General features: G+C 33.6%; 21 protein-coding genes. 14 read left to right on the top strand and 7 right to left on the bottom strand.

Going from position 1 to position 19169, the window contains the following annotated elements:
• Positions 1 to 13 precede the first annotated feature (13 nt).
• Complete coding sequence (arsC, locus tag A3EM_RS0107320) at positions 14 to 352, top strand: arsenate reductase (glutaredoxin) (protein ID WP_020527538.1); 339 nt, start codon at positions 14 to 16, stop codon at positions 350 to 352.
• Here the strand turns inward: arsC and A3EM_RS0107315 are convergent.
• A complete protein-coding gene (locus A3EM_RS0107315; RefSeq protein WP_211211945.1) occupies positions 344 to 1111 on the bottom strand; it encodes an NRDE family protein in 768 nt (255 codons plus the stop codon). The two genes, arsC and A3EM_RS0107315, sit on opposite strands and share 9 nt — an antisense overlap.
• Before the next feature lie 163 nt (positions 1112 to 1274).
• On the bottom strand, positions 1275 to 2372 hold the full coding sequence (locus A3EM_RS0107310; RefSeq protein WP_020527536.1) for an AMP-binding protein: 1098 nt from the start codon (positions 2370 to 2372) through the stop codon (positions 1275 to 1277).
• Between the two features lie 247 nt (positions 2373 to 2619).
• Between A3EM_RS0107310 and A3EM_RS0107305 the strand changes: the two genes are divergently transcribed.
• Together A3EM_RS0107305 and A3EM_RS0107295 are read left to right on the top strand one after the other, a co-directional pair.
• The gene (locus tag A3EM_RS0107305) at positions 2620 to 4200 is read left to right on the top strand and encodes a toxin-antitoxin system YwqK family antitoxin (RefSeq protein WP_020527535.1); all 1581 of its coding nucleotides are present in this window, start codon (positions 2620 to 2622) and stop codon (positions 4198 to 4200) included.
• A gap of 139 nt (positions 4201 to 4339) precedes the next feature.
• Entirely contained in the window at positions 4340 to 4909 is a 570-nt protein-coding gene (locus tag A3EM_RS0107295; protein WP_157637769.1) for an ExbD/TolR family protein, read from the top strand.
• Between the two features lie 16 nt (positions 4910 to 4925).
• Here A3EM_RS0107295 and A3EM_RS0107290 read toward each other — a convergent pair whose 3' ends face one another.
• Complete coding sequence (locus tag A3EM_RS0107290) at positions 4926 to 5936, bottom strand: M42 family metallopeptidase (protein ID WP_020527532.1); 1011 nt, start codon at positions 5934 to 5936, stop codon at positions 4926 to 4928.
• Positions 5937 to 6012: 76 nt separating this feature from the next.
• Here A3EM_RS0107290 and A3EM_RS0107285 point away from each other — a divergent pair, with 76 nt between their 5' ends.
• From A3EM_RS0107285 to A3EM_RS0107265, 4 genes are all read left to right on the top strand, one after another.
• Entirely contained in the window at positions 6013 to 6846 is an 834-nt protein-coding gene (locus tag A3EM_RS0107285; RefSeq protein WP_020527531.1) for a CvfB family protein, read from the top strand.
• Between the two features lie 314 nt (positions 6847 to 7160).
• Positions 7161 to 7532: a DUF1987 domain-containing protein gene (locus tag A3EM_RS0107275; RefSeq protein WP_020527529.1), complete on the top strand. Its 372-nt coding sequence runs from the start codon at positions 7161 to 7163 to the stop codon at positions 7530 to 7532.
• 39 nt (positions 7533 to 7571) lie between these two features.
• The gene (locus A3EM_RS0107270) at positions 7572 to 8060 is read left to right on the top strand and encodes a hypothetical protein (protein WP_020527528.1); all 489 of its coding nucleotides are present in this window, start codon (positions 7572 to 7574) and stop codon (positions 8058 to 8060) included.
• A gap of 66 nt (positions 8061 to 8126) precedes the next feature.
• The gene (locus A3EM_RS0107265; protein WP_020527527.1) at positions 8127 to 8972 is read left to right on the top strand and encodes a transglutaminase-like domain-containing protein; all 846 of its coding nucleotides are present in this window, start codon (positions 8127 to 8129) and stop codon (positions 8970 to 8972) included.
• A 2-nt stretch (positions 8973 to 8974) separates the two neighbouring features.
• Here A3EM_RS0107265 and tgt read toward each other — a convergent pair whose 3' ends face one another.
• Both tgt and A3EM_RS0107250 read right to left on the bottom strand, forming a co-directional pair.
• Entirely contained in the window at positions 8975 to 10105 is a 1131-nt protein-coding gene (gene tgt / locus A3EM_RS0107260) for a tRNA guanosine(34) transglycosylase Tgt (RefSeq protein ID WP_026210150.1), read from the bottom strand.
• Between the two features lie 128 nt (positions 10106 to 10233).
• Positions 10234 to 10572 (bottom strand): hypothetical protein, encoded by a 339-nt coding sequence (locus A3EM_RS0107250; protein WP_157637768.1) that lies wholly within the window; start codon positions 10570 to 10572, stop codon positions 10234 to 10236.
• Positions 10573 to 10683: 111 nt separating this feature from the next.
• Here A3EM_RS0107250 and A3EM_RS47950 point away from each other — a divergent pair, with 111 nt between their 5' ends.
• Together A3EM_RS47950 and A3EM_RS0107240 are read left to right on the top strand one after the other, a co-directional pair.
• On the top strand, positions 10684 to 10860 hold the full coding sequence (locus A3EM_RS47950) for a hypothetical protein (protein ID WP_020527522.1): 177 nt from the start codon (positions 10684 to 10686) through the stop codon (positions 10858 to 10860).
• A 128-nt stretch (positions 10861 to 10988) separates the two neighbouring features.
• Positions 10989 to 12377, top strand: coding sequence for an MATE family efflux transporter (locus A3EM_RS0107240; protein ID WP_020527521.1), 1389 nt, complete (start codon positions 10989 to 10991; stop codon positions 12375 to 12377).
• Here the strand turns inward: A3EM_RS0107240 and A3EM_RS0107235 are convergent.
• The gene (locus tag A3EM_RS0107235) at positions 12370 to 12819 is read right to left on the bottom strand and encodes a heme-binding domain-containing protein (protein ID WP_020527520.1); all 450 of its coding nucleotides are present in this window, start codon (positions 12817 to 12819) and stop codon (positions 12370 to 12372) included. The genes A3EM_RS0107240 and A3EM_RS0107235 overlap by 8 nt on opposite strands.
• 217 nt (positions 12820 to 13036) lie before the next feature.
• Between A3EM_RS0107235 and A3EM_RS0107230 the strand changes: the two genes are divergently transcribed.
• From A3EM_RS0107230 to A3EM_RS0107205, 5 genes are all read left to right on the top strand, one after another.
• Positions 13037 to 14068, top strand: a complete 1032-nt coding sequence (locus tag A3EM_RS0107230) for a hypothetical protein (RefSeq protein WP_020527519.1) — start codon at positions 13037 to 13039, stop codon at positions 14066 to 14068.
• Positions 14069 to 14242: 174 nt separating this feature from the next.
• Positions 14243 to 14806, top strand: coding sequence for an RNA polymerase sigma factor (locus A3EM_RS0107225; protein ID WP_020527518.1), 564 nt, complete (start codon positions 14243 to 14245; stop codon positions 14804 to 14806).
• Between the two features lie 614 nt (positions 14807 to 15420).
• A complete protein-coding gene (locus A3EM_RS0107215) occupies positions 15421 to 15888 on the top strand; it encodes a hypothetical protein (protein ID WP_020527516.1) in 468 nt (155 codons plus the stop codon).
• Positions 15889 to 16035: 147 nt separating this feature from the next.
• Complete coding sequence (locus tag A3EM_RS0107210) at positions 16036 to 17193, top strand: GNAT family N-acetyltransferase (RefSeq protein ID WP_020527515.1); 1158 nt, start codon at positions 16036 to 16038, stop codon at positions 17191 to 17193.
• 53 nt (positions 17194 to 17246) lie between these two features.
• Positions 17247 to 17882: a LysE family translocator gene (locus A3EM_RS0107205; protein ID WP_044237517.1), complete on the top strand. Its 636-nt coding sequence runs from the start codon at positions 17247 to 17249 to the stop codon at positions 17880 to 17882.
• A gap of 4 nt (positions 17883 to 17886) precedes the next feature.
• Here the strand turns inward: A3EM_RS0107205 and A3EM_RS0107200 are convergent, their stop codons facing one another.
• The gene (locus A3EM_RS0107200; protein ID WP_020527513.1) at positions 17887 to 19143 is read right to left on the bottom strand and encodes an NAD(P)/FAD-dependent oxidoreductase; all 1257 of its coding nucleotides are present in this window, start codon (positions 19141 to 19143) and stop codon (positions 17887 to 17889) included.
• Positions 19144 to 19169: the final 26 nt, after the last annotated feature.

The following is a 19169-nucleotide window of genomic DNA, read 5'->3' as shown; positions in this document are numbered from 1 at the left end:
TAGAATAGTAGAGATGAAAATATATCATAATCCAAGGTGTAGCAAAAGCAGGGAAACACTTCAAATTTTAAAGGACAATCACCAGGATGTAGAAATTATTGAGTACTTAAAAGATACTCCCTCAGCGGAGGATTTAAAAGTCATTCTCAAAAAGCTGGGTAAAAAGCCTGAGGAAATTCTTCGAAAAGGAGAAGCTATTTTTAAAGAAAAATTTAAGGGGAAAACGCTCACAGATGAGGAATGGATTAAGGCCATGGTAGAAAATCCCAAATTAATTGAGCGGCCGATTGTAATTAAGGGAGAAAAGGCGGTTTTAGGCCGACCTCCAGAAAATGTGCTAGGGCTAATTTAAATGCCCTAGTACATCAAACTCATACTTTTGTTCTTTAATTATACCGGAAAGAGGAGAATAACTTCTTTCTACAAACTTCATATGTCCATTTCTTTTCAACAACAACACTGAAGTATTACAGGTACCATAATGAGGTGTTTTTATAAACATAGGAGATAATTCCCTTTCCCACTTCAGGGTAACTCCGGTTTTTGGTAAATCGCTATCTTTAGCCTTTTCCAGGTCATACATCATATCCAGTATTACCTGGCTATCCCAATCTGCCTCAATGGTTTGTTTTAACCTCTCTTTGGCCTTTTCTACCTTTGGCCATTTGGTATTTAAAAGTGCATTGCTTAGACCATAAATACCTGGTTTTAATGGATTAATTTTATCCTCTACATTTGAATAATGATACATGGCATCTATAGTTCCAACCAATAAATTAAAACCATTGTATTGCCAGCTTTCATCTTTGAGAGCCTTTAAATAACCCAAAGGTCCGGTTGTTCCTTTTAAATATGAAAGCGGTAACAATCCTCTGGTAGGTGCGTTTTCTTTTACTTTAAAGGGATTTCTATAATTGGTAATCGCAGAAAATTTTCCGGTTTTGGTTAAACCCAGCCAGGTTCCTCCAGCTTTTAAGTCCCTTCCCGCAAGTATGCCGGGAGCATCTTCCCAAAAACCTGCTTTTGTAGAAGGTCTGTTATAAAACTCATCACGGTTGGCAGCCAGTATTAATTTATAATCTGGATCAGTGTCCCATGCAAAGGTTATCAAGCACATATTTAAATTTTAAATACTACGTCAGTTTATTCCTGAAATCAGGATGGATTCGTTTCAAATTTAATGAAAAATTGTTTCAGTTTCTTTTAAAATTTGCAGCTTTAACTTCTTTCTGGAAATGGATGAAAGTTTTATTTCAAACAATTAATAAGCATCATCACCTAAATGAATTAATTGCTGAATGTAGCAATTGTTTTTTATCCACCTTTCCGGTAGGAGTTTCAGGAAATTTATCTATAAACCGGATTATTTTAGGAATTTCAAATTTTCCTAAAGATGCCCTTAATATTGATTTAAACACTTTTCGAAATTCTCCATAAGTATCGTTTTTTTCTAAAAACAGACAAACTTTTTCTCCAAGTAAACTATCGGGAACACCTAAAACAATTACCCTGCACTCCTCCCCCATTTTAATTAAAATCGCCTGAATTTTTTCTTCAAGTTCTTCAGCCTGAATTTTTATTCCTCCACTGTTTATCACATTATCGTATCTTCCAATCCAATTAAATTTATCATTCTCAATTATTTCAACCAAATCATTGGTAATAACGTCTTTACCTAAAGTCATTGGACCGTTTATGATCAGACAACCTCTTTTGTCTGTACTAATTTTCACCTCATTTAGCGTATGGAAACAATCTTCTTTATCAGGCCCATTAAGTTTCTTGAGGGCAATGTGAGAAACTGTTTCAGTCATCCCATAAGTTCCATAAATAGCTGGTTTCAATTCAATTAATTCATTTTTTAAAAAACTATCCACCGGAGCTCCTCCAATAATTATGGTTTTAAATTTATTTAGGGTTCTCCTCTCCGATTTTGTGCTATTGATAGATAATTTCACCTGCATGGGAACCAGGGCTGTAAAGGTAAATTCTTCATTAAATTCACCGTATTGAAAAGGCCTTGAAGTAGGTTCGATCACAGTCATTTTCATGTTGGCCTCCATACTGCGAATTAGCATCATAATCCCGGCTATGTATGCAGTATTTAAACAAATAAAGGCATGATCCTTTTCTGACAATTGAAGCGTTTTAATTGTTAACCGGGCACTACTCTCCAACTGTTTTCTAAATAATTTGATTTTTTTGGGTTGACCTGTTGAGCCACTTGTCATCAATTCAAAAGAATCTGTTCCTTTCATCCAATTTTGACAGAATTCCACAGTTTTATAGGCATAGGTATCAGGTTTAAAAGGGTTATTATTTTTAAGTAAACTAAACCTTATTTTTTCGCCTTCTAAACTTAAAGTGCTCATAAATAGTTAAATGATTATTTTTATAATTATTAAAGGCATAAAAATTGATAATTTTTCAAGACCTGATTCAATATTTTATTCCTATTTTTTTTATATTATTCCAACAAATAAAAGCCTATAGATCAAATTTTACCAGAAATTAAGGGATTCATGTTTTAGCCCTCCTTTGGCAAATGGATAAAACGGTATTCCGGATTTTACAAATTTTGATTTGATCGATATTAAAACCTTGCAATTTTATTTACTTATGAAAAATTACAGGAAATCAGGAACATTCCTATTTACTATATTTAATTTAATTATTTCGAATGTTTTAATTGGACAGCAATACCAGTTGGTACGAGATTATCATGATCCTGCTAAAACCATTTTGAAAGCTGAATACTACATTGATCCCAATGACAGCAATAAAATAGAAGGCGAATTTAAAAGGTTTTACGCCAGCTCGAATAGTCTTGAAATGACTACAACATATAAGGAAGGCAAAATGGATGGCCCCTATCTTGAGTTTTATGAAAATGGGAAACCAAAAGCTCAGTATAAATATAACAATGGAAAAATAGTGGGCCCTTATGTAAAATATAATGAGCATGGAATCCCGATGGTTAAATGCAACTATGTAGAGGGAAAAATTGAAGGTACAATGACCAGGTATTTCCCAAGCCAAAAAATAGAGGCAACTGTAGAGTTTAAAAATGGAATGAGAGAGGGAAAAATGCTTCAGTATTTTGAAACTGGAGAATTGATGGCAGAATACAATTACAAAGCAGATAAAAAAGAAGGAAAAGTGCTGGTTTATTCCAAAGAAGGAAAAGTGTTACAAGAAGGCAAATATGCTTTGGATGTATTGGAGGATACATTTCTCACGCGTTACCCAGATGAAACTCCCGAAACTATTAGTCATTTTAAAGAAGGAGAATTAGATGGATTGACCACTAAATATTATGAAGATGGTACGCTAAAGGAAGAAATAAATTACCGAAATGGAAAAGAACATGGTTTAGTGAAAACATATTTCCCAAATGGAAATTTAATGACGAAAGCTAATTTCATAAATGGGAAAATGAATGGGAATTTCACTACCTATTTCGAAAATGGCCAGGAAAAAACAGTAATGGAAACAGAGGATGGTCAAAAAACAGGCGTTTTCCGAACCTACAATGAAAAAGGCATCTTAATTCTTGAGGGCAATATGCTTAGAGGAGTGGTGAATGGAGAAAATAAGGGTTATTATTCCAGTGGAAAGTTAAAACATGAATTTAATTACGCTTATGGTAAAAAGGAAGGGGAAAACCTAAAGTATTATGAAAGTGGGGAATTAATGGAAAAAACCATTTTCAAAAACAAAGAATTAGATGCCAAAACCGAGACCTTTCATCCGAATGGAGTGGTAAAATCCAAAATAGAAATAAAAGGAAATAAGCCGGTTGGAAAATGGGAGTTTTTCCATACAAACGGAAAGCCTTCCATAATTGAAAGTTATGAGAATGGGGTGTTATCGGGTATCAGAAATTCTTATTATGAAAGTGGTAACCTTAAAAAGGAGGAACCTTTTACCAATGGAAAACTAAATGGTACAGTAAAATCATATTTTGACAACCCTGAAAAATTGAAGCAAGAAGTAAATTATAATGCCAAAGGCCTGATTTATGGTGAGGTCAAAAATTATTATGAAAACGGCCAGGTGGAAAGCATGGGAAGACAATACATGGATAAGAAGTTAGATATTTGGCAGTATTTTGATGAGTCCGGTACATTGCTCAAGAAGGAGCAATATAACAGAGGAGAGTTATTAAAAACAGAAATTCCAGAAGAAGAAAAGAAATAAGCTTTAATGCTAAAGAGCTGTATCTTTTATTAAAATAACCATTATAAGTGGAAAGTACAGCATATCGATCCTCCTGGTATGCTGTATTCTTTTAGTTAATCCTTTATCAGGACTTTTTTTCCACTTAAACCCCATGGTTATGATTAATACGCTAAAAAAAAGAAGCAATAAAAAGGTAGAAATCAATTCTGGTTCAATGGCAGACATTGCTTTTCTTCTGCTTATTTTCTTCTTGGTTACTACTACAATTGCATCTGAAAAAGGTATCATGATGCTTTTACCCCCAAAAATTGACAATCCAGAAATAGTAGATATCAAAAACAAAAATTTGTTTAAAATCCTAATTAATGGAAATGATGAATTATTGGTTGAAGAGGAAAGGATTTCAATTGGTGATTTAAATCAAAAAACTAAAGCCTTTATTTCCAACAATGGGAAAGATCCCTTACTCTCTGAAAATCCATCAAAGGCAATTGTTTCTATACAAAGCCATAGGGGAACTTCTTACGCCACCTACATTAAAGTGCTGGATGAGGTAAAAAAGAGTTATTACCAACTTCGTGCTGAATCCCTTGGCCTGGATAAGGATCAATACATGGCTTTGGACAAAAAAAATCCCTTTGAAAACGAATTAATCCAAAAAGGAAAAGCCAATTTCCCTATGTTGATTTCCGAAGCGGAACCCCTGGATAGTCCAGAATCAAATTAAAAAACAATCAGAATTTTTATTGATTGATATAAGCAAGGCACAAGTCAATAGTAGCTTCTATGCCTTGCTTATGTGTTCTTTCATTTCCATGGGAAGCAGCTACCCCCGGGCCTATTAATCCGACCCTGAAATTATTTCCGGCTCTTAGCGCTGCAGAACCATCTGAACCATAAAAGGGATAGACATCGATTTTATAAGGGATATTTGATGCTTCTGCCAATTCAACAAGTTTCTTTCTCATTTCATAATCATAAGGTCCGCTGGAATCTTTGGCACAAATTGAACAATGGGTTTCTTTTCCTTCACAAGCATCCCCTACTACACCCATATCAATTACCAACAATTCTTCAATTCCATTATCAAAACCTCCTGCAGCGCCATGTCCAACTTCTTCATAGTTGGAAAAAAACAATTCAACAGGAGTTTTTACTGGCTTACCGGCAAGTATTCTGGCCATTTCTAACATCACAAAACAACCTGCTTTATTATCCAGAAATCTTGACTTAATAAAACCTGCCGTTGTTTCCTGATAATTTGTATCCAAACAGGCAAAATCGCCTACATTAATCCCTAAAGCCTGAACCTCTTCTCCATTTTTCACTACTTCATCAAGGCGAATGTGCATTTTGGAAATGGCCCTTTCTGTAGAATTTAGATTTTTATTGGCATGTGCAGCAGGATCATTCAGCAGAATAGTTCCAGTATATCTTTTTCCTGATAAAGTATAAATATTTACGTATTCTCCTTCTGCACTATTTAATGATAATCCTCCTATTAAAGAAAAAGACAACGTTCCATTTGGATTAATTTTAGAAATAATGGCTCCTAATGTATCAATATGCCCTGCAATGGCCAACCTGGGGTTTTCTCCTATATGACATTTTACAGCACCCTTATTGGTAAGAAATGGAGCATAACCATATGATTTTAGTTTATCCATGATAAAGTTTGCCGCATTTCTGGTATATCCTGAAGGAGAATCTATTTCAATTAGATTTTTAAGACTTTGGTAATTATATTCAGACATTATGATTTAAATTTTATGTAGAGGACAATTAAAACTTAACTTTGCAATCAACAATAAAAAGTTTAACAATAATTGAATGGCAAAAATAGGAGAAATTAACCTTTTGGAAGTCTGTAAGGTAGTAGATTTTGGTTATTATTTAAAATCAGGTGAACAGGAAATTTTATTACCCACAAATTCCTCAAAATCTAAGCATCAGGTTGGAGAAAAACTGGAAGTATTTATTTATACAGATTCTGAGGACAGAATTATTGCTTCGGAAATTTTACCAAAAGGCGTTGTGGGGGATTTTGTAGCCTTAAAAGTAAAGGACACCAATAAATTTGGGGCTTTTCTGGATTGGGGATTACTAAAAGACCTGATGGTTCCGTTTAGCGAACAATATAAAAGAATGTCTATTGGAAAAACCTACGTGGTAAGAATTGGATTAGACAGGAGGACAAACAGGTTAATTGGAATGTCAAAATTAAAACCTTTTTTGAAGAAATCACCAGATGGACTTGAGGAAGGTCAGGAAGTAAATTTGATGGTTTATGACATTACCACACTTGGTTATTCCTGCTTGATTAATAATTCACACCAGGGCGTTTTATATCGTAATGAAGTATTTAGAAAAATAGGCATTGGAGATTCTTTTACAGGATTTATTGGAAAAATAAGGGAAGATGGAAAAATTGACCTGACACTTAGAAAGAGTGGTTATCATGAAAATAATATTGAGGACGATGGGAAAATCATTCTCGAAAAATTAGCAGAAGTTGGAGGCTTTTTGCCGTATAATGATAAAACAGATGCGGAAGTTATTAAGAAAGAATTTCAAATGAGCAAAAAGTATTTCAAAAAGGTAATTGGTAATCTCTATAAAAACAAGAAAATTGAGATTGGCGAAAGCGGAATCATCCAGATGTAATATTTGAACAAATTGTTGCGTTTTGGTTCATCCTTCCAAATAGTTTGAGTCAATATTTTGAATTTTATATTGGTGAAATTTTAGTTTTACAGAGGTAATATATTCTGTGGAAAAACTGCCCATAAGCAAGATTTATATTGCAAATCACTTCTTTTCTTACACATAATTAGTAAGATATCCATATCGGGCATGAACTTTAGGCTTATTCAAAAATAATTATGTGAATACGTGGTTTATCTAAAAGGGAAATGCAAATTTTCTTACCAATTAGGCTTATTGCTCAAAACTACTTCTGCTTAAACAGCGTAACCGCTATGAAAAAATATTTTAAAGAAGGGACTACTAAAACGCCAAGGTTAGAAATGGACAATGAATCAGGTCGATTTCTAATCGAAGGCAGATCAATTCCGGAAAATTCAATTGAATTCTATCAGCCATTATATGATTGGCTTGATGAATATTTGAAAGATCCCAGTATGAATACCATTCTGGATGTAAAACTTGAATATTTTAATACCAGCTCGTCAAAGTGCCTGGTTGAGGTTTTTAGAAAACTTGAAACTCTCAATAAAAAAAATAATGTTTTCATTAATTGGTTTTATGAAGAAGATGATGAAGATATGCAAGAGTCGGGAGAAGATTTTAAATCAATTATAAATTTACCTATTTATATGTCACTGCTTTAATTTTTTACAAAAAGTTGAAATTTTGATAAGAAGTCAGCTATGAGAAGCAAATCCAGGAGAAATGATTTAATTTTTGACAAAGAACAAAAGGTTTTCACACATTCACAAAATGTGATGAAACATACTTTTGAAAGTCAGTCTCCCGAGATCTATGATGAATATTCCAGTCTTACCAAAAACTATGGCAGATTACTTGATGAGATTAAACTAATCACATCGGTAAGTGACAGACTTCAAAATAAACTCAATAAGGCAAACGAAAAAATCATTCTTCAAAACCAGGAGTTACAGGAAACTGTCGATTTGCTTACCCGGGCAAAAATTAGTAGAAAGGCAGCTACAATTGTACTTTTAATTGCTGTGATTCTTTTCCTTCTATCTGAAGGATTTATCGAGCCCATTATAGAAGGATATGTGGATAATGTAGCTGTTGGTTTACTGTTAAAAGCAATTATTGCCCTCCTTTTAAAACCATTGGAAATGGTGGTTGAAAAAATTCTTCTCAAAAAAGCTACTAAAACAAAATAGTATTTCTTTTTTGTTTTTAGGATAAACAAGACATCTTTACAATTATTAAAATCAAAAAGGTTCAATATGCTTGATCAGAAGGAATTAAAGGCTTTGGTTTCCTTATTGGATGATGAGGATCAGGAGGTAATCGTTCATGTTCATAAAAAACTATCTTCATTAGGTCAATCTGTGATCCCTTTCCTGGAAGAGGAATGGGAAAATAATGATAGTCCTAAAGTTCAGGAAAGGCTACAAAGTCTAATTCAGGAAATGCAGTTTGAATCTATTGTAAAAAGATTAAAAAAATGGCTGGATTCTGATCAGGAAAACCTGCTTAAGGCCATGTGGATAATTTCCAATTACCAATATCCTGATTTGAGTTATCAATCCCTGAAAAGCGAAATTGAGCAACTCTATTACGAATGCTGGCTGGAATTTAAATATGACATGCAACCATTCGACCAGGTAAAAGTATTGAATGGGGTAATATTCAACAAGTTAAAGTTCAGGGCTGAAACCAAAGATTTCCATTCTATTGATAATTCTATGATTAATCAGGTTTTATCACGGAAAAAAGGAAATCCAACTACGCTTTGTGCTGTTTATATGCTCATTGCCAATAAATTAAAATTACCAATTTATGGTGTGAATTTGCCCAATCTATTTATTCTTACCTACAAAAATGATAATATCCAGTTTTATATTAATGCTTTTAATAAAGGGCTAATCTTTTCAAAATCAGATATAAAAAATTACATTTCTCAATTAAAAATGGAAGTACAACCTCATTATTTTGAGCCTTGTACTAACTATGATATTATCCGAAGGCTGACACAGGGACTTATGATCTCATTTGAAAAAAAAGGAAAAAAGGAAGAAATGGAAGACATTAAATTTCTTCTCAATATTATTGAAGACCACAAAAAGTAAGGCTATAGCCTTTGCATCAATTGTTTTACCATTTTGTTTTTCCAGCTGTTAAAATCACCTTCCACGATATGATTTCGGGCTTCCTTAACCAGCCAGAGATAAAAAGTTAAATTGTGCACACTGGCTATCATTGGAGCCAAATATTCTTTACTGTGCATTAGATGTCTCAAATAAGCCTTAGAATAAAATGTGCTTACATATCCACCAAGTTCTTCGTCAATAGGAGAAAAATCGTCCTGCCATTTTGCATTTTTTATATTTATAATACCCTGAGTAGTGAATAACATTCCATTTCTGGCATTTCTGGTAGGCATTACACAATCGAACATATCTATTCCTAAAGCGATACATTCAAGAATATTTTCAGGAGTTCCAACACCCATCAGGTATCTGGGTTTTTCTGAAGGCAAAATACCACACACGAGTTCAGTCATTTCGTACATATCCTCATGTGGTTCTCCTACCGATAGCCCACCAATAGCATTTCCTTCCCTTTCAAAGCTGGCAATAGTTTCTGCTGACTGCTTCCTCAAATCCTTATAAACACTTCCTTGAACAATGGGAAAAAGGGTTTGGCTGTAACCATAAAGTCCCGTGGTTTGATCAAAGTGATTGCAACATCTTTTCAGCCATCTGTGAGTTAATTCCATGCTATTTTTAGCGTAATCATACTCGCATGGATAAGGTGTACATTCATCAAAAGCCATTATTATATCAGCTCCTATACTTCGTTGAATGTCCATGGCGATTTCCGGACTGAAAAACATTTTTTCTCCTGAAATGTGTGAGCGGAAAGTGACACCATCCTCATTTATTTTTCTATTCTCTGCGAGGGAATAAACCTGATATCCTCCACTATCCGTAAGAATTGGTTTGTCCCAACCATTAAACTTATGGAGGCCTCCTGCCTTTTCGAGTACTTCAAGGCCAGGTCGAAGGTATAGATGGTAGGTATTGCCAAGAATTATTTCGGCTTTAATATCTTCTTTTATTTCCCGTTGATGAACTGCTTTTACTGTCCCAGCTGTACCAACAGGCATAAAAATGGGCGTTTGGATGGATCCGTGGTCGGTGGTAATTTCTCCAGCTCGGGCTTTGGATAGGGAATCGGTGGATTGTATTTTGAATTTCAATTTTACCTGCTTTTATGAATGAATGGGTGATTTTTGGTATCACTCCAATTATTTAACCTTCAAAGAAGGAGGCAAAACTACAATATTGGTGATTTATTGGGTAATTTATTTTTTCAAAACTTAGGAAATTACAATTTATGAAGCACTAACATTGAACTATCCTGATTTTTATCCTTTAATACTTTCCCTAAAAATTTGGCTTTTCCCTTTGCATCAAGTTGAATGTAGTCTTGCAGATTAATTTTTTCTTCTTTCTTTTCCTCCTCAATTTCCACTTTGGGTTTATTTCCAAAAGTCATTTTTACCAATAGTAATAAAATAAAAATTAAGGTTGATAAGTAACTTAATAATACAATTGAAGATTGAGATGAAGGCCCTATAAAAGTAGCTTCATCAATATGAATGTTGATAAAAACTGATGCCATTAATAAAAAACAAATGAATGGAACGGAAAATATTTTTTTCATCTTATTTATATTTAGGTGGATAACTTTATATTTGATACTTTACAAATAAGAAGGGGAAGTCCGTAATCTATTTACGTAGTAAATTTTTTTTCTAAATTTTATTAAAAAAATATGTCAGAAACCACATTAAATGATATTCAAAAGGAAATTGAGGAATTAAAAGCTCAATTAACTGGTGATATGTTTAAAGACATGGAAATCAGGGATAAAATTCATAACCTTGAAATGAAGGTAAAAGGTGTAAAACCGGTAGATTCTAAAATTGATTGTATAGGTTGTTCAGGTTAATCAGTCACGGTTATTTCATTTTTTGTAAAACTCCTGTAAAATCCCATTACAGGAGTTTTATTTTGGGTTTGGTGAATTTATCATATAAATTATTAGGAAGGAACACTGCTATACTGGGGGAATTGTAAATGGAAAGTTCAAAGTCATTAGGCACGGAAAAAATAGGGAAGTTAATTTTAAAACAAGCCATACCCGCTTCAATAGGTTTTTTAATTTTATCTATTTATTCTATTGTAGATACCATTTATGTGGGACGATATGTAGGCTCTCTCGCGATTGCCGCCATTACTGTTGTTATGCCAATTAGCTTTCTGATTTCCTCAATAGGAATTGCCATTGGTGTCGGTGGAGCATCCATTATTTCCCGTGCTTTAGGAAAAAAAGATATAGAGAAAGCCAAGCTTACATTTGGAAACCAAATTTCCCTCACCTTATTTTCTTCCATTTCATTCGTAATTCTTGGTTTTATCCTGGAAGAACCAATTTTACTTCTCTTCGGTGGAAAAGGAGGAATACTAGAACATGCCCAGGTTTATTTCCGAATCATTTTGTATGGGGTACCATTTTTAGCATGGGCCATGATGGCCAATAATGTAATCAGATCAGTGGGCAAACCTAAGGTGGCCATGTTTACATTAATTGTTCCGGCAATTATCAATATCATTCTCGATCCGATTTTTATTTTTGGTTTTGATTTAGGTCTGGCCGGAGCTGCATGGGCTACAACAATTTCCTATGTGTGTAGTGCGGGATACACCCTATGGTTTTTTATTTCTTCTAAAAGTGAAATGAAAATAACCAGAAAAGGGCTGAGCCTGAATAAAGAACTGGTTAAGGAAATTTTTTCAATTGGATTTATCAGTATGGCCAGACAAGGATCTATAAGTCTTTTGACCGTTGTACTCAATCATTCTTTGTTTGCTTATGGAGGAGAACTTGGAGTGGCTGTATATGGTATTATCAACAGGTTAATGATGCTTCTAATGTTTCCTATTATAGGGTTAACACAGGGCTTCATGCCAATTGCAGGTTTCAACTATGGGGCTGGTGCTGTGGATCGCGTAAAACAGACTATTAAAACTTCAATAAAATATGGCTTTCTGGTTTCAAGTATATTACTGGCCTTGCTAATTCTTTTTTCAGAATCAATTGTGGAAATTTTCACGCAGGACGAATATTTACTTCAAGAAACCCCCAAAGCTTTGATACTCGTGTTTTTAGCTTCCCCAATCGTTCCCTTACAAATGATTGGAGCAGCTTACTTTCAGGCTATTGGGAAGGCTTTTCCAGCTCTTTTACTTACCCTTACCAAACAAGGCTTTTTTCTGGTGCCATTGGTCCTTATTCTCCCTCCTTTTTATGATACAAATGGTATTTGGTATTCATTTCCCATTGCCGATTTTTTAGCAGCGATAGTCACTGTATTATATCTGGATAGGGAAATAAGAAAAAACCTGATTTCTAATCCGGATAAAATCCCCAGACCAGAAATTCCAAATGAAAAAGACCTTAGTTGATTTTGATGTTTTTTAACCAGACCATCAGGATATCTCTCTCCTCTTGTGACAAATCTGCCTCGGCATGAGCCCAGGTATAGCTATCCAGGGGCATCCAAGCCTCTCCTACTGCTTCCATGGTCTCTTCCAGTTTGTGCGCTTTCTTTTTTGCCGTATAACCCATCCAATCTGAAAAATTCAAATGTTCTCGTCCTTCATCAATATGGCCTTTAATCCACCACGAAACTGGGGCAATATTGGTATACCATGGATAAATAGTATGATTAGAATGACAATCGTAACATGCTTTCTTTATTATTCCCTCCACTTCCCGAGGGGCATTATTCGCTACTAAAAAATCATTTTCCGGCTTACTTTCCGGATTATTTTTGTCAATTTTTACAAACTGCATTAAAATTAAAACAGTCAATATTAAAAATAAAATAACTTTCCTTTTATTCATGATGTTAGACTCTCTAGGAAGAAATTGTTATATAATTTTGCTAAATTTAGATACAGTAAATCCTGGCATAAATTCACCAAGTTACTCCTGCTAAACCTTGTTCTTTTAAAGTGTTTGATAAAGCTAAAAATTAAATGGGTTATAAGCTAGTCTGGGGTTTTAGAAATAAAAGATTTTTGGCATAAAACTACATGCTTGCATTAAATTCCACAGTTTCATGAAATTTATCTTTAGCCAATTTTCAGCGTTTTCCTTTTTCCTAATTCTAATAATTCTAATTCCTTTCCAATCCTTTGCTCAAAATTCCATTTTATTTGGAGATGAAGATCCATTAGAGGTAAGAATATTTACCAACCTCGATGAGCTGTTAAAGGGTAAAAATGAAGACAGCAAAAAACAGAAAGCTGAATTCCAATATAAAAATAAAGATGGAAAATGGGTTACACTACCCGTAACCCTCAAATTACGGGGAAACTTCCGGAAAAAAAATTGTGATTTTCCACCAATTCAGGTAAACTTTTCAAATTCCGGAAAGAAAGGCCATTTGTTTGTGGGACAAAAAAAAATGAAAATGGTAACTACCTGCACTGAAAAGGAATTTTTATTAAAGGAATTTTTGGTCTACAAAAGCTATAACTTAATTACTGATTATAGTTTCAGGGTCAGGCTTTTGAAGGTGAAATTCAAAAATTCGGGTAAAAATCAAAAAAATGTTTCTGGTTATGCTTTTCTAATTGAAGACATTGATGAAGTTGCCAGGAGATGCAATGCAAAAGAATTTGAAACAGAAAAGGATCAGGTAAAACCACAAAAAACTGATTTTTATAATAACCTATTTATGTTTCATTTTATGGTAGGAAATAGTGATTTCCTGTTTTCTTCCAGTCATAATATGAAGACGATTAAATTGAACGATTCAAAAGAGAAACTTTTCATTCCATACGATTTCGATTGGTGTGGATTTGTAGATCCGGCATACAAAAACCGAATACAAGGGGGATTATTAGACATTGATTTAAAAACCAGGTCCTTTAGAGGTTACTGTATGAAGGAGGATGAATTAAATATGGTTTTTAACAACTTTAGAAAATTGAAACCGAGCTTCTTAAAGCTGTATAATGATTTTGCTTATTTAAATAAAAAAGGTAAAGAGGAAATTATCTCTTATGTAATGGAATTTTATGATTTTATGGATAATCCAAAAGAGGTGGAAACATGGATGAAGGCTTATTGTGAAGTAGAAGAGTAAATTCAACGGTGCGGAAATGATAAACCTTTTCAATCTATAAAAACAATTCTTTCAGGTACTTTTTATTCTACCTTCAAAAGGTTCATATACCTTTCAAAATAATATACTTCCAATCATCAAATAGAGGCTGCTTTAGGTAACCAGTTTTAGTTTCTATGCGTCAGAAATAGTGAAATGGAAGAAAATATTTTATTAAAAATTCAAAAAGGAGATAAACAGGCCTGCAGGGCAATTATTGAAAAGTATAAAAATCAGGTTTACAGTCTGGCTTTTAGAATTCTAAATAACAAGGAGGATGCGGAGGAAGTTGCCCAAGATAGTTTTTTAAAAGCTTTTAAAAGTTTAGCTTCTTTTAATGGGAATGCTAAATTTTCTACCTGGCTTTATCGAATTACCTATAATTCTGCCATTAGTAAAACCAGGAAAAGGCAACTTCAATATCATCCTATTTATGAAATTAATGAATTCAACCTTCCGGTAGAAGAGTTTGAATTAACCCTAAAATATATCAGGTTGGAGGACCAACGAAAGTTCCTTGAAAAAGCTTTAAGCAAACTTCCTCCCGATGACAAAGCCCTCATAAACTTTTATTATATTGAAGAACAATCTCTGGAAGAAATTGCACAAATTACGGGTTTAACCAAAGGAAATATAAAAGTGAAAATTTTCCGAATTAGAAAAATCCTGTATAATAATCTTTCCTCTCTTTTGGATAAAGAAATGTTCGAACTTATTTAGTGATTAAGAAAAATTTTGATTTGAAATCAACAGGAGAAGATAAAAAAGACCGACTATTAATAAACTTTTTGCAAAGAAATTATAAAATAAAAATCCCTGATAATTTTACTGAAAAATTATTGCAAAGAGTTGACACGGCTTTATTATCCCAATCAAAGCGTGTGAGCATATTATCTGTTTTGGGAGTTTCTTCAATTGGTTTCCTAATTTTCATTGGATCAATTCAATTCATATATTTTTTGAACCCAAATTCTGTTTTCGAAAATAACATTGTTCCTTTTCATATTCTGCATTGGAAATTTATGATTTCCTTTACAACTTTTTTAAATCTTTTAGGATTTCTAATGGTATTCTGGGGGTTATTTTTCTTAAATGTATTTTTGTCCTCCTATCAAAAAAGGCGATAAATCACTTACGATCAATTCTATTCGTCAATAAATTTTCTTTGTTTGTCCCAAAATTTTCATTTTTCCCCGATTTTTTTTTAGGATTTTACCATTTTTTTATATCATTAAACCTAGGAAAATATGTAAAATCGTAAAATCATAAAACCAAACTCGTCTATAATGCAATCTACAAGAACGTTCAAACTAGTATTCTGTACTCTATTTACAATGTTAACACTGGGATCATTAAATCTATTTGCCCAGGAAGAAGAACCAATCACCGAAGAGGATTTAAAAAAATATGCTGTTACCATGGATTCCATTGATGCCATGAAGGATAATATTAAAACAGTAATGGGTGATATGATTAAATCTAATGAAAACATTACCACTAAAAGGTATAATGAAGTAACAAAAGCTATAAATGACGAAGAAAAACTTAAAGAAATAGAAGCCACCGAGGAGGAAATTGCTTTTGTGAATTCCATCATTACAACCAGGGATGAAATGACTGCTGAAATAAAGTCAACCCTTTCTACTATGGTGAAAGAATATATCGGGAGTGTTAAACTTTACAACAGAATTAAAAAAGAATTAAAATCGGATGAGGAATTAAAAAGTCAATATGATGAAATCCTTGCAGAAGTTCAGGCTGAAGGTGGTGACGAAGAAGTGGAGGAATCAAAGGGAAATTAGTAATTCTATAACCTGAAAGTTTTAAAAACGCCATTTGTGGATTGCCATAAATGGCTTTTTTATTGAAATGCTTAACCATTTCTTAAATCTATGTTTTTTTGAGGGTAAACTTACCTTCCTACATTTACGCAAGTAATTTTAGGACTGATGGTAAAGATTTATTCAAAGCAGGATATACATTTATTGGATTGGGAAAGGATTAATGAAGGCAATAAATTGAAGTGCTTTTTGGAAGCCCTTGTTACCAAGGAACCCCACCTACTTGTAAAAAATGTACATGGTGAATTCCACCTGTTAGCCATCGATGAAATACTTCTTCCTATTTTGTCGGTATCCACTAATTCTGTTCACCAAAAAAGCACTTACATTAGTTCCATAATCTCTCAGTATCTGGATTATGCGAAGGAAGAATTACTATCCAGCCCAAAGTTAAATTATTTCAAAAAAGCTGTCCTAAGGGCAGGGTTTCAATTATGTAAGTCTGTTTTCAGGGCCTTTAAAGCAGATGATGTGGTTTTTATCAACAACTGGTTGGTTTCCACTAATTTATATCCTGATTTTTCCCAAGACACTTTAAATGAAATAAAAACAGAACTCATCAGATTTTTCCCTGGAAAAGCGATTGTTTTTCGATCGGTATGTGATCGGATAGATGATGAATTAAAGTCACAACTTCAAAATCAGGGATTCTCCTCCATTGTAAGCCGCCATATTTTTCTTTTTGATCCTGCCATAAAAAAGAACTGGAAAAAAAGGGCCAATGTAATTGATCAAAAACTGTGGGATAAAAGTGATGGATTTACCTGGGTGAATGGCCAAAGTATTTTTGAAAGAGATCATCTTGGAAAAGCGCTAAAGATGTATTTTGATTTATATATTGAAAAACATTCGCCCTGGAATCCAAAATACGACCAGGACTTTCTGTCTCTTGCCCTAAAAAGTGGCTTTCTAGATATTCATTTATTAAAATTTAAAGAAGAAGTTTGTGGTGTTCAGGCCATTGCCTCCAATGGTAAGGTAATGACCACCCCTTTTATCGGCTACGACCAATCCTTTCCAAAAGAAGCAGGCCTTTATCGGTTTCTTAATCTTCAGCTTATCAACCAGGCCAGAGAAAAAAACTTTATATTAAATATGAGTTCAGGGGCGGATACATTTAAAAAACAAAGAGGCGGAACTTCATCCTTTGAATATAATATGGTTTATTTTGATCATCTTCCCGTTTGGAGAAGATGGTTTTGGAAAGTATTTGATTATGCCTCAGAAAAGATAATTAAACCTGGTTTATTACACTATAAAGCCTAAAATAAAATAATTTTCAGAGGCATGGGTTTATCTGAAAACTAAAAATTAGTGAAATGCATCCTATTGTTGAGGGATTTTTATTAGCAGGGTTTCTAATGTTTTTTGTAGGGCCTTCCTTTTTTTATCTAATAAGTGTGGGGATAGAACACGGTTTTAAAAAAGGTGTTTCATTTGCATTGGGGATAATTTTAAGCGATTTACTTTTAATTGTAATTATATATAATGGCTTAAGTTTTTTATTTGAAAACCTGCTATTCCAGGAAATTTTCAGTCTGCTTGCGGGAATTACCATCTTTGTGTTAGGATACAGATACTTAAATAAATCCGCAAAAAAACCAAGTTTGGTGAAAGTAAAAAAAGAAACTGCTCCCGATTTTATTTACACCATAAAAGGATTTGCAATTAACCTTATAAATCCATTTACTGGCCTATTGTGGATAGCCATTTTAGGAACCATAAGTATGGAAAAAAACTTTGAGGGCAATGATTACATCATGTTTTTTTCCAGCCTGGCTTTGTTTATTTTTATTTTTGATATTCTTAAAGCTTATCTGGCCAATAAATTAGGGCAAATCCTGAATGAAAAACTTATCCGTAGAATAAACCGGGTTTTAGGGATTGTCTTCTTTATTGTAAGCATTCGGTTGTTTTATTTTGCCTATACCCTTTGGGTGGAAAACGCAGTCTGATTTTTCAGGAAAACCGGTCAACTGCCAGTAAACTTAAATCAATTCCAGGCTTTTCTTCATTAATTATTTCAGTTACTAATTTCCCAGAAATCGGGCCTAAACTCATTCCCATCATGGCATGGCCTGCAGCAATTGTTAAATTATTGAATCCTTTTGATTTTCCTATAAATGGTAAGCCATCAGGAGAACATGGCCTCAAACCTGACCAGATTTTAATGTTTTCAAAATCATTCTTACTTAATTGGGGGAAATACTTTGGAATAGATTTTAAAATTCCATCAATTTTTTTCTGATTAATTTTTGAGTTAAATGCACCCAATTCCATTGTTCCGGCAAAACGTAACCCATTTTCCATTGGTGTCACCGCCACTTTTGCTTCAGTGAGGATGGCACAAATTTTTGGCTTTACCTTTTGAGTTTCGATTTCAAAACTGTAGCCTTTTCCTGGAAGCATTGGAATTTGAATGTTTAATTCTTTGGCTAATCTTCCTGTCCATGAACCTGTTGCCAAAACAAATTCATCCGCCTCAAACGTATTGTTATTAGACCTTACCGATTTTAAAACATTTCCCTTAAAGTCAAATTTTTCGATTGCAGTATTTTCAATAAATTTAATTCCTCTTGTTTTTAGGACATTTATTATTTCCTTCATAAAATATTGTGGAGTAAAGCAGGCATCTGATTTAAAGTGAATAGCGCCTATTACCGATAAATCAATTTCGGTCTCAAACTTCCCTACTTCGGTTCCGGATATAATGTCGGTTTTTAAACCCAATGTGATGGCTTTTTCAGCTACATGCTTTTCATTCTCAAAGGCTTTGTCCGTTTTGAAATACATCAACAACCCTTTTTCATTTAGTTGAAAATTAAATTCCTCACTTTCAGATAAAGATTTATATAAGGCCAGACTGGCAGTGTTTAATTCCTTTAAAACAGGAATTGCTTTATTGACCCTTTTTGTGTTTGAGGCTTTATAAAACTCCCAAATCCATTTAAAGAAATTAGCATTTAACTGAGGGTTTATCTGGAATGGGCTTTCGGGATTAAACATCCATTTTAACCCTTGGGTAATCACCCCGGGAGCAGCTAGGGGAATAAAATGACTGGGAACTATCATCCCTGCATTACCATAGGAACAATTATCGGTAAAATCACTCTTATCAATAATAGAAACTTGATGTCCTGATTTATTTAAAAAATACGCAGTGCATAAACCTACAATACCACCTCCAATAATGATTATTTCCTTTGATTTTTTCATTAAAGAAATTATAAAAATATGGGAAA

This window comes from Flexithrix dorotheae DSM 6795, assembly GCF_000379765.1.
Taxonomy (GTDB): Bacteria; Bacteroidota; Bacteroidia; order Cytophagales; family Flammeovirgaceae; genus Flexithrix; species Flexithrix dorotheae.
This window is presented reverse-complemented; position numbering and strand designations above follow the sequence as displayed.

Excerpts from the sequence above, each read along its gene's own strand:
- arsC (WP_020527538.1), top strand. The coding sequence starts at position 14 with ATGAAAATATATCATAATCCAAGGTGTAGCAAAAGCAGGGAAACACTT.
- A3EM_RS0107310 (WP_020527536.1), bottom strand. The coding sequence starts at position 2,372 with ATGAGCACTTTAAGTTTAGAAGGCGAAAAAATAAGGTTTAGTTTACTT.
- A3EM_RS0107305 (WP_020527535.1), top strand. The coding sequence starts at position 2,620 with ATGAAAAATTACAGGAAATCAGGAACATTCCTATTTACTATATTTAAT.
- A3EM_RS0107295 (WP_157637769.1), top strand. The coding sequence starts at position 4,340 with ATGATTAATACGCTAAAAAAAAGAAGCAATAAAAAGGTAGAAATCAAT.
- A3EM_RS0107290 (WP_020527532.1), bottom strand. The coding sequence starts at position 5,936 with ATGTCTGAATATAATTACCAAAGTCTTAAAAATCTAATTGAAATAGAT.
- A3EM_RS0107285 (WP_020527531.1), top strand. The coding sequence starts at position 6,013 with ATGGCAAAAATAGGAGAAATTAACCTTTTGGAAGTCTGTAAGGTAGTA.
- A3EM_RS0107275 (WP_020527529.1), top strand. The coding sequence starts at position 7,161 with ATGAAAAAATATTTTAAAGAAGGGACTACTAAAACGCCAAGGTTAGAA.
- A3EM_RS0107270 (WP_020527528.1), top strand. The coding sequence starts at position 7,572 with ATGAGAAGCAAATCCAGGAGAAATGATTTAATTTTTGACAAAGAACAA.
- A3EM_RS0107265 (WP_020527527.1), top strand. The coding sequence starts at position 8,127 with ATGCTTGATCAGAAGGAATTAAAGGCTTTGGTTTCCTTATTGGATGAT.
- A3EM_RS0107250 (WP_157637768.1), bottom strand. The coding sequence starts at position 10,572 with ATGAAAAAAATATTTTCCGTTCCATTCATTTGTTTTTTATTAATGGCA.
- A3EM_RS47950 (WP_020527522.1), top strand. The coding sequence starts at position 10,684 with ATGTCAGAAACCACATTAAATGATATTCAAAAGGAAATTGAGGAATTA.
- A3EM_RS0107240 (WP_020527521.1), top strand. The coding sequence starts at position 10,989 with ATGGAAAGTTCAAAGTCATTAGGCACGGAAAAAATAGGGAAGTTAATT.
- A3EM_RS0107235 (WP_020527520.1), bottom strand. The coding sequence starts at position 12,819 with ATGAATAAAAGGAAAGTTATTTTATTTTTAATATTGACTGTTTTAATT.
- A3EM_RS0107230 (WP_020527519.1), top strand. The coding sequence starts at position 13,037 with ATGAAATTTATCTTTAGCCAATTTTCAGCGTTTTCCTTTTTCCTAATT.
- A3EM_RS0107225 (WP_020527518.1), top strand. The coding sequence starts at position 14,243 with ATGGAAGAAAATATTTTATTAAAAATTCAAAAAGGAGATAAACAGGCC.
- A3EM_RS0107215 (WP_020527516.1), top strand. The coding sequence starts at position 15,421 with ATGTTAACACTGGGATCATTAAATCTATTTGCCCAGGAAGAAGAACCA.
- A3EM_RS0107210 (WP_020527515.1), top strand. The coding sequence starts at position 16,036 with ATGGTAAAGATTTATTCAAAGCAGGATATACATTTATTGGATTGGGAA.
- A3EM_RS0107205 (WP_044237517.1), top strand. The coding sequence starts at position 17,247 with ATGCATCCTATTGTTGAGGGATTTTTATTAGCAGGGTTTCTAATGTTT.
- A3EM_RS0107200 (WP_020527513.1), bottom strand. The coding sequence starts at position 19,143 with ATGAAAAAATCAAAGGAAATAATCATTATTGGAGGTGGTATTGTAGGT.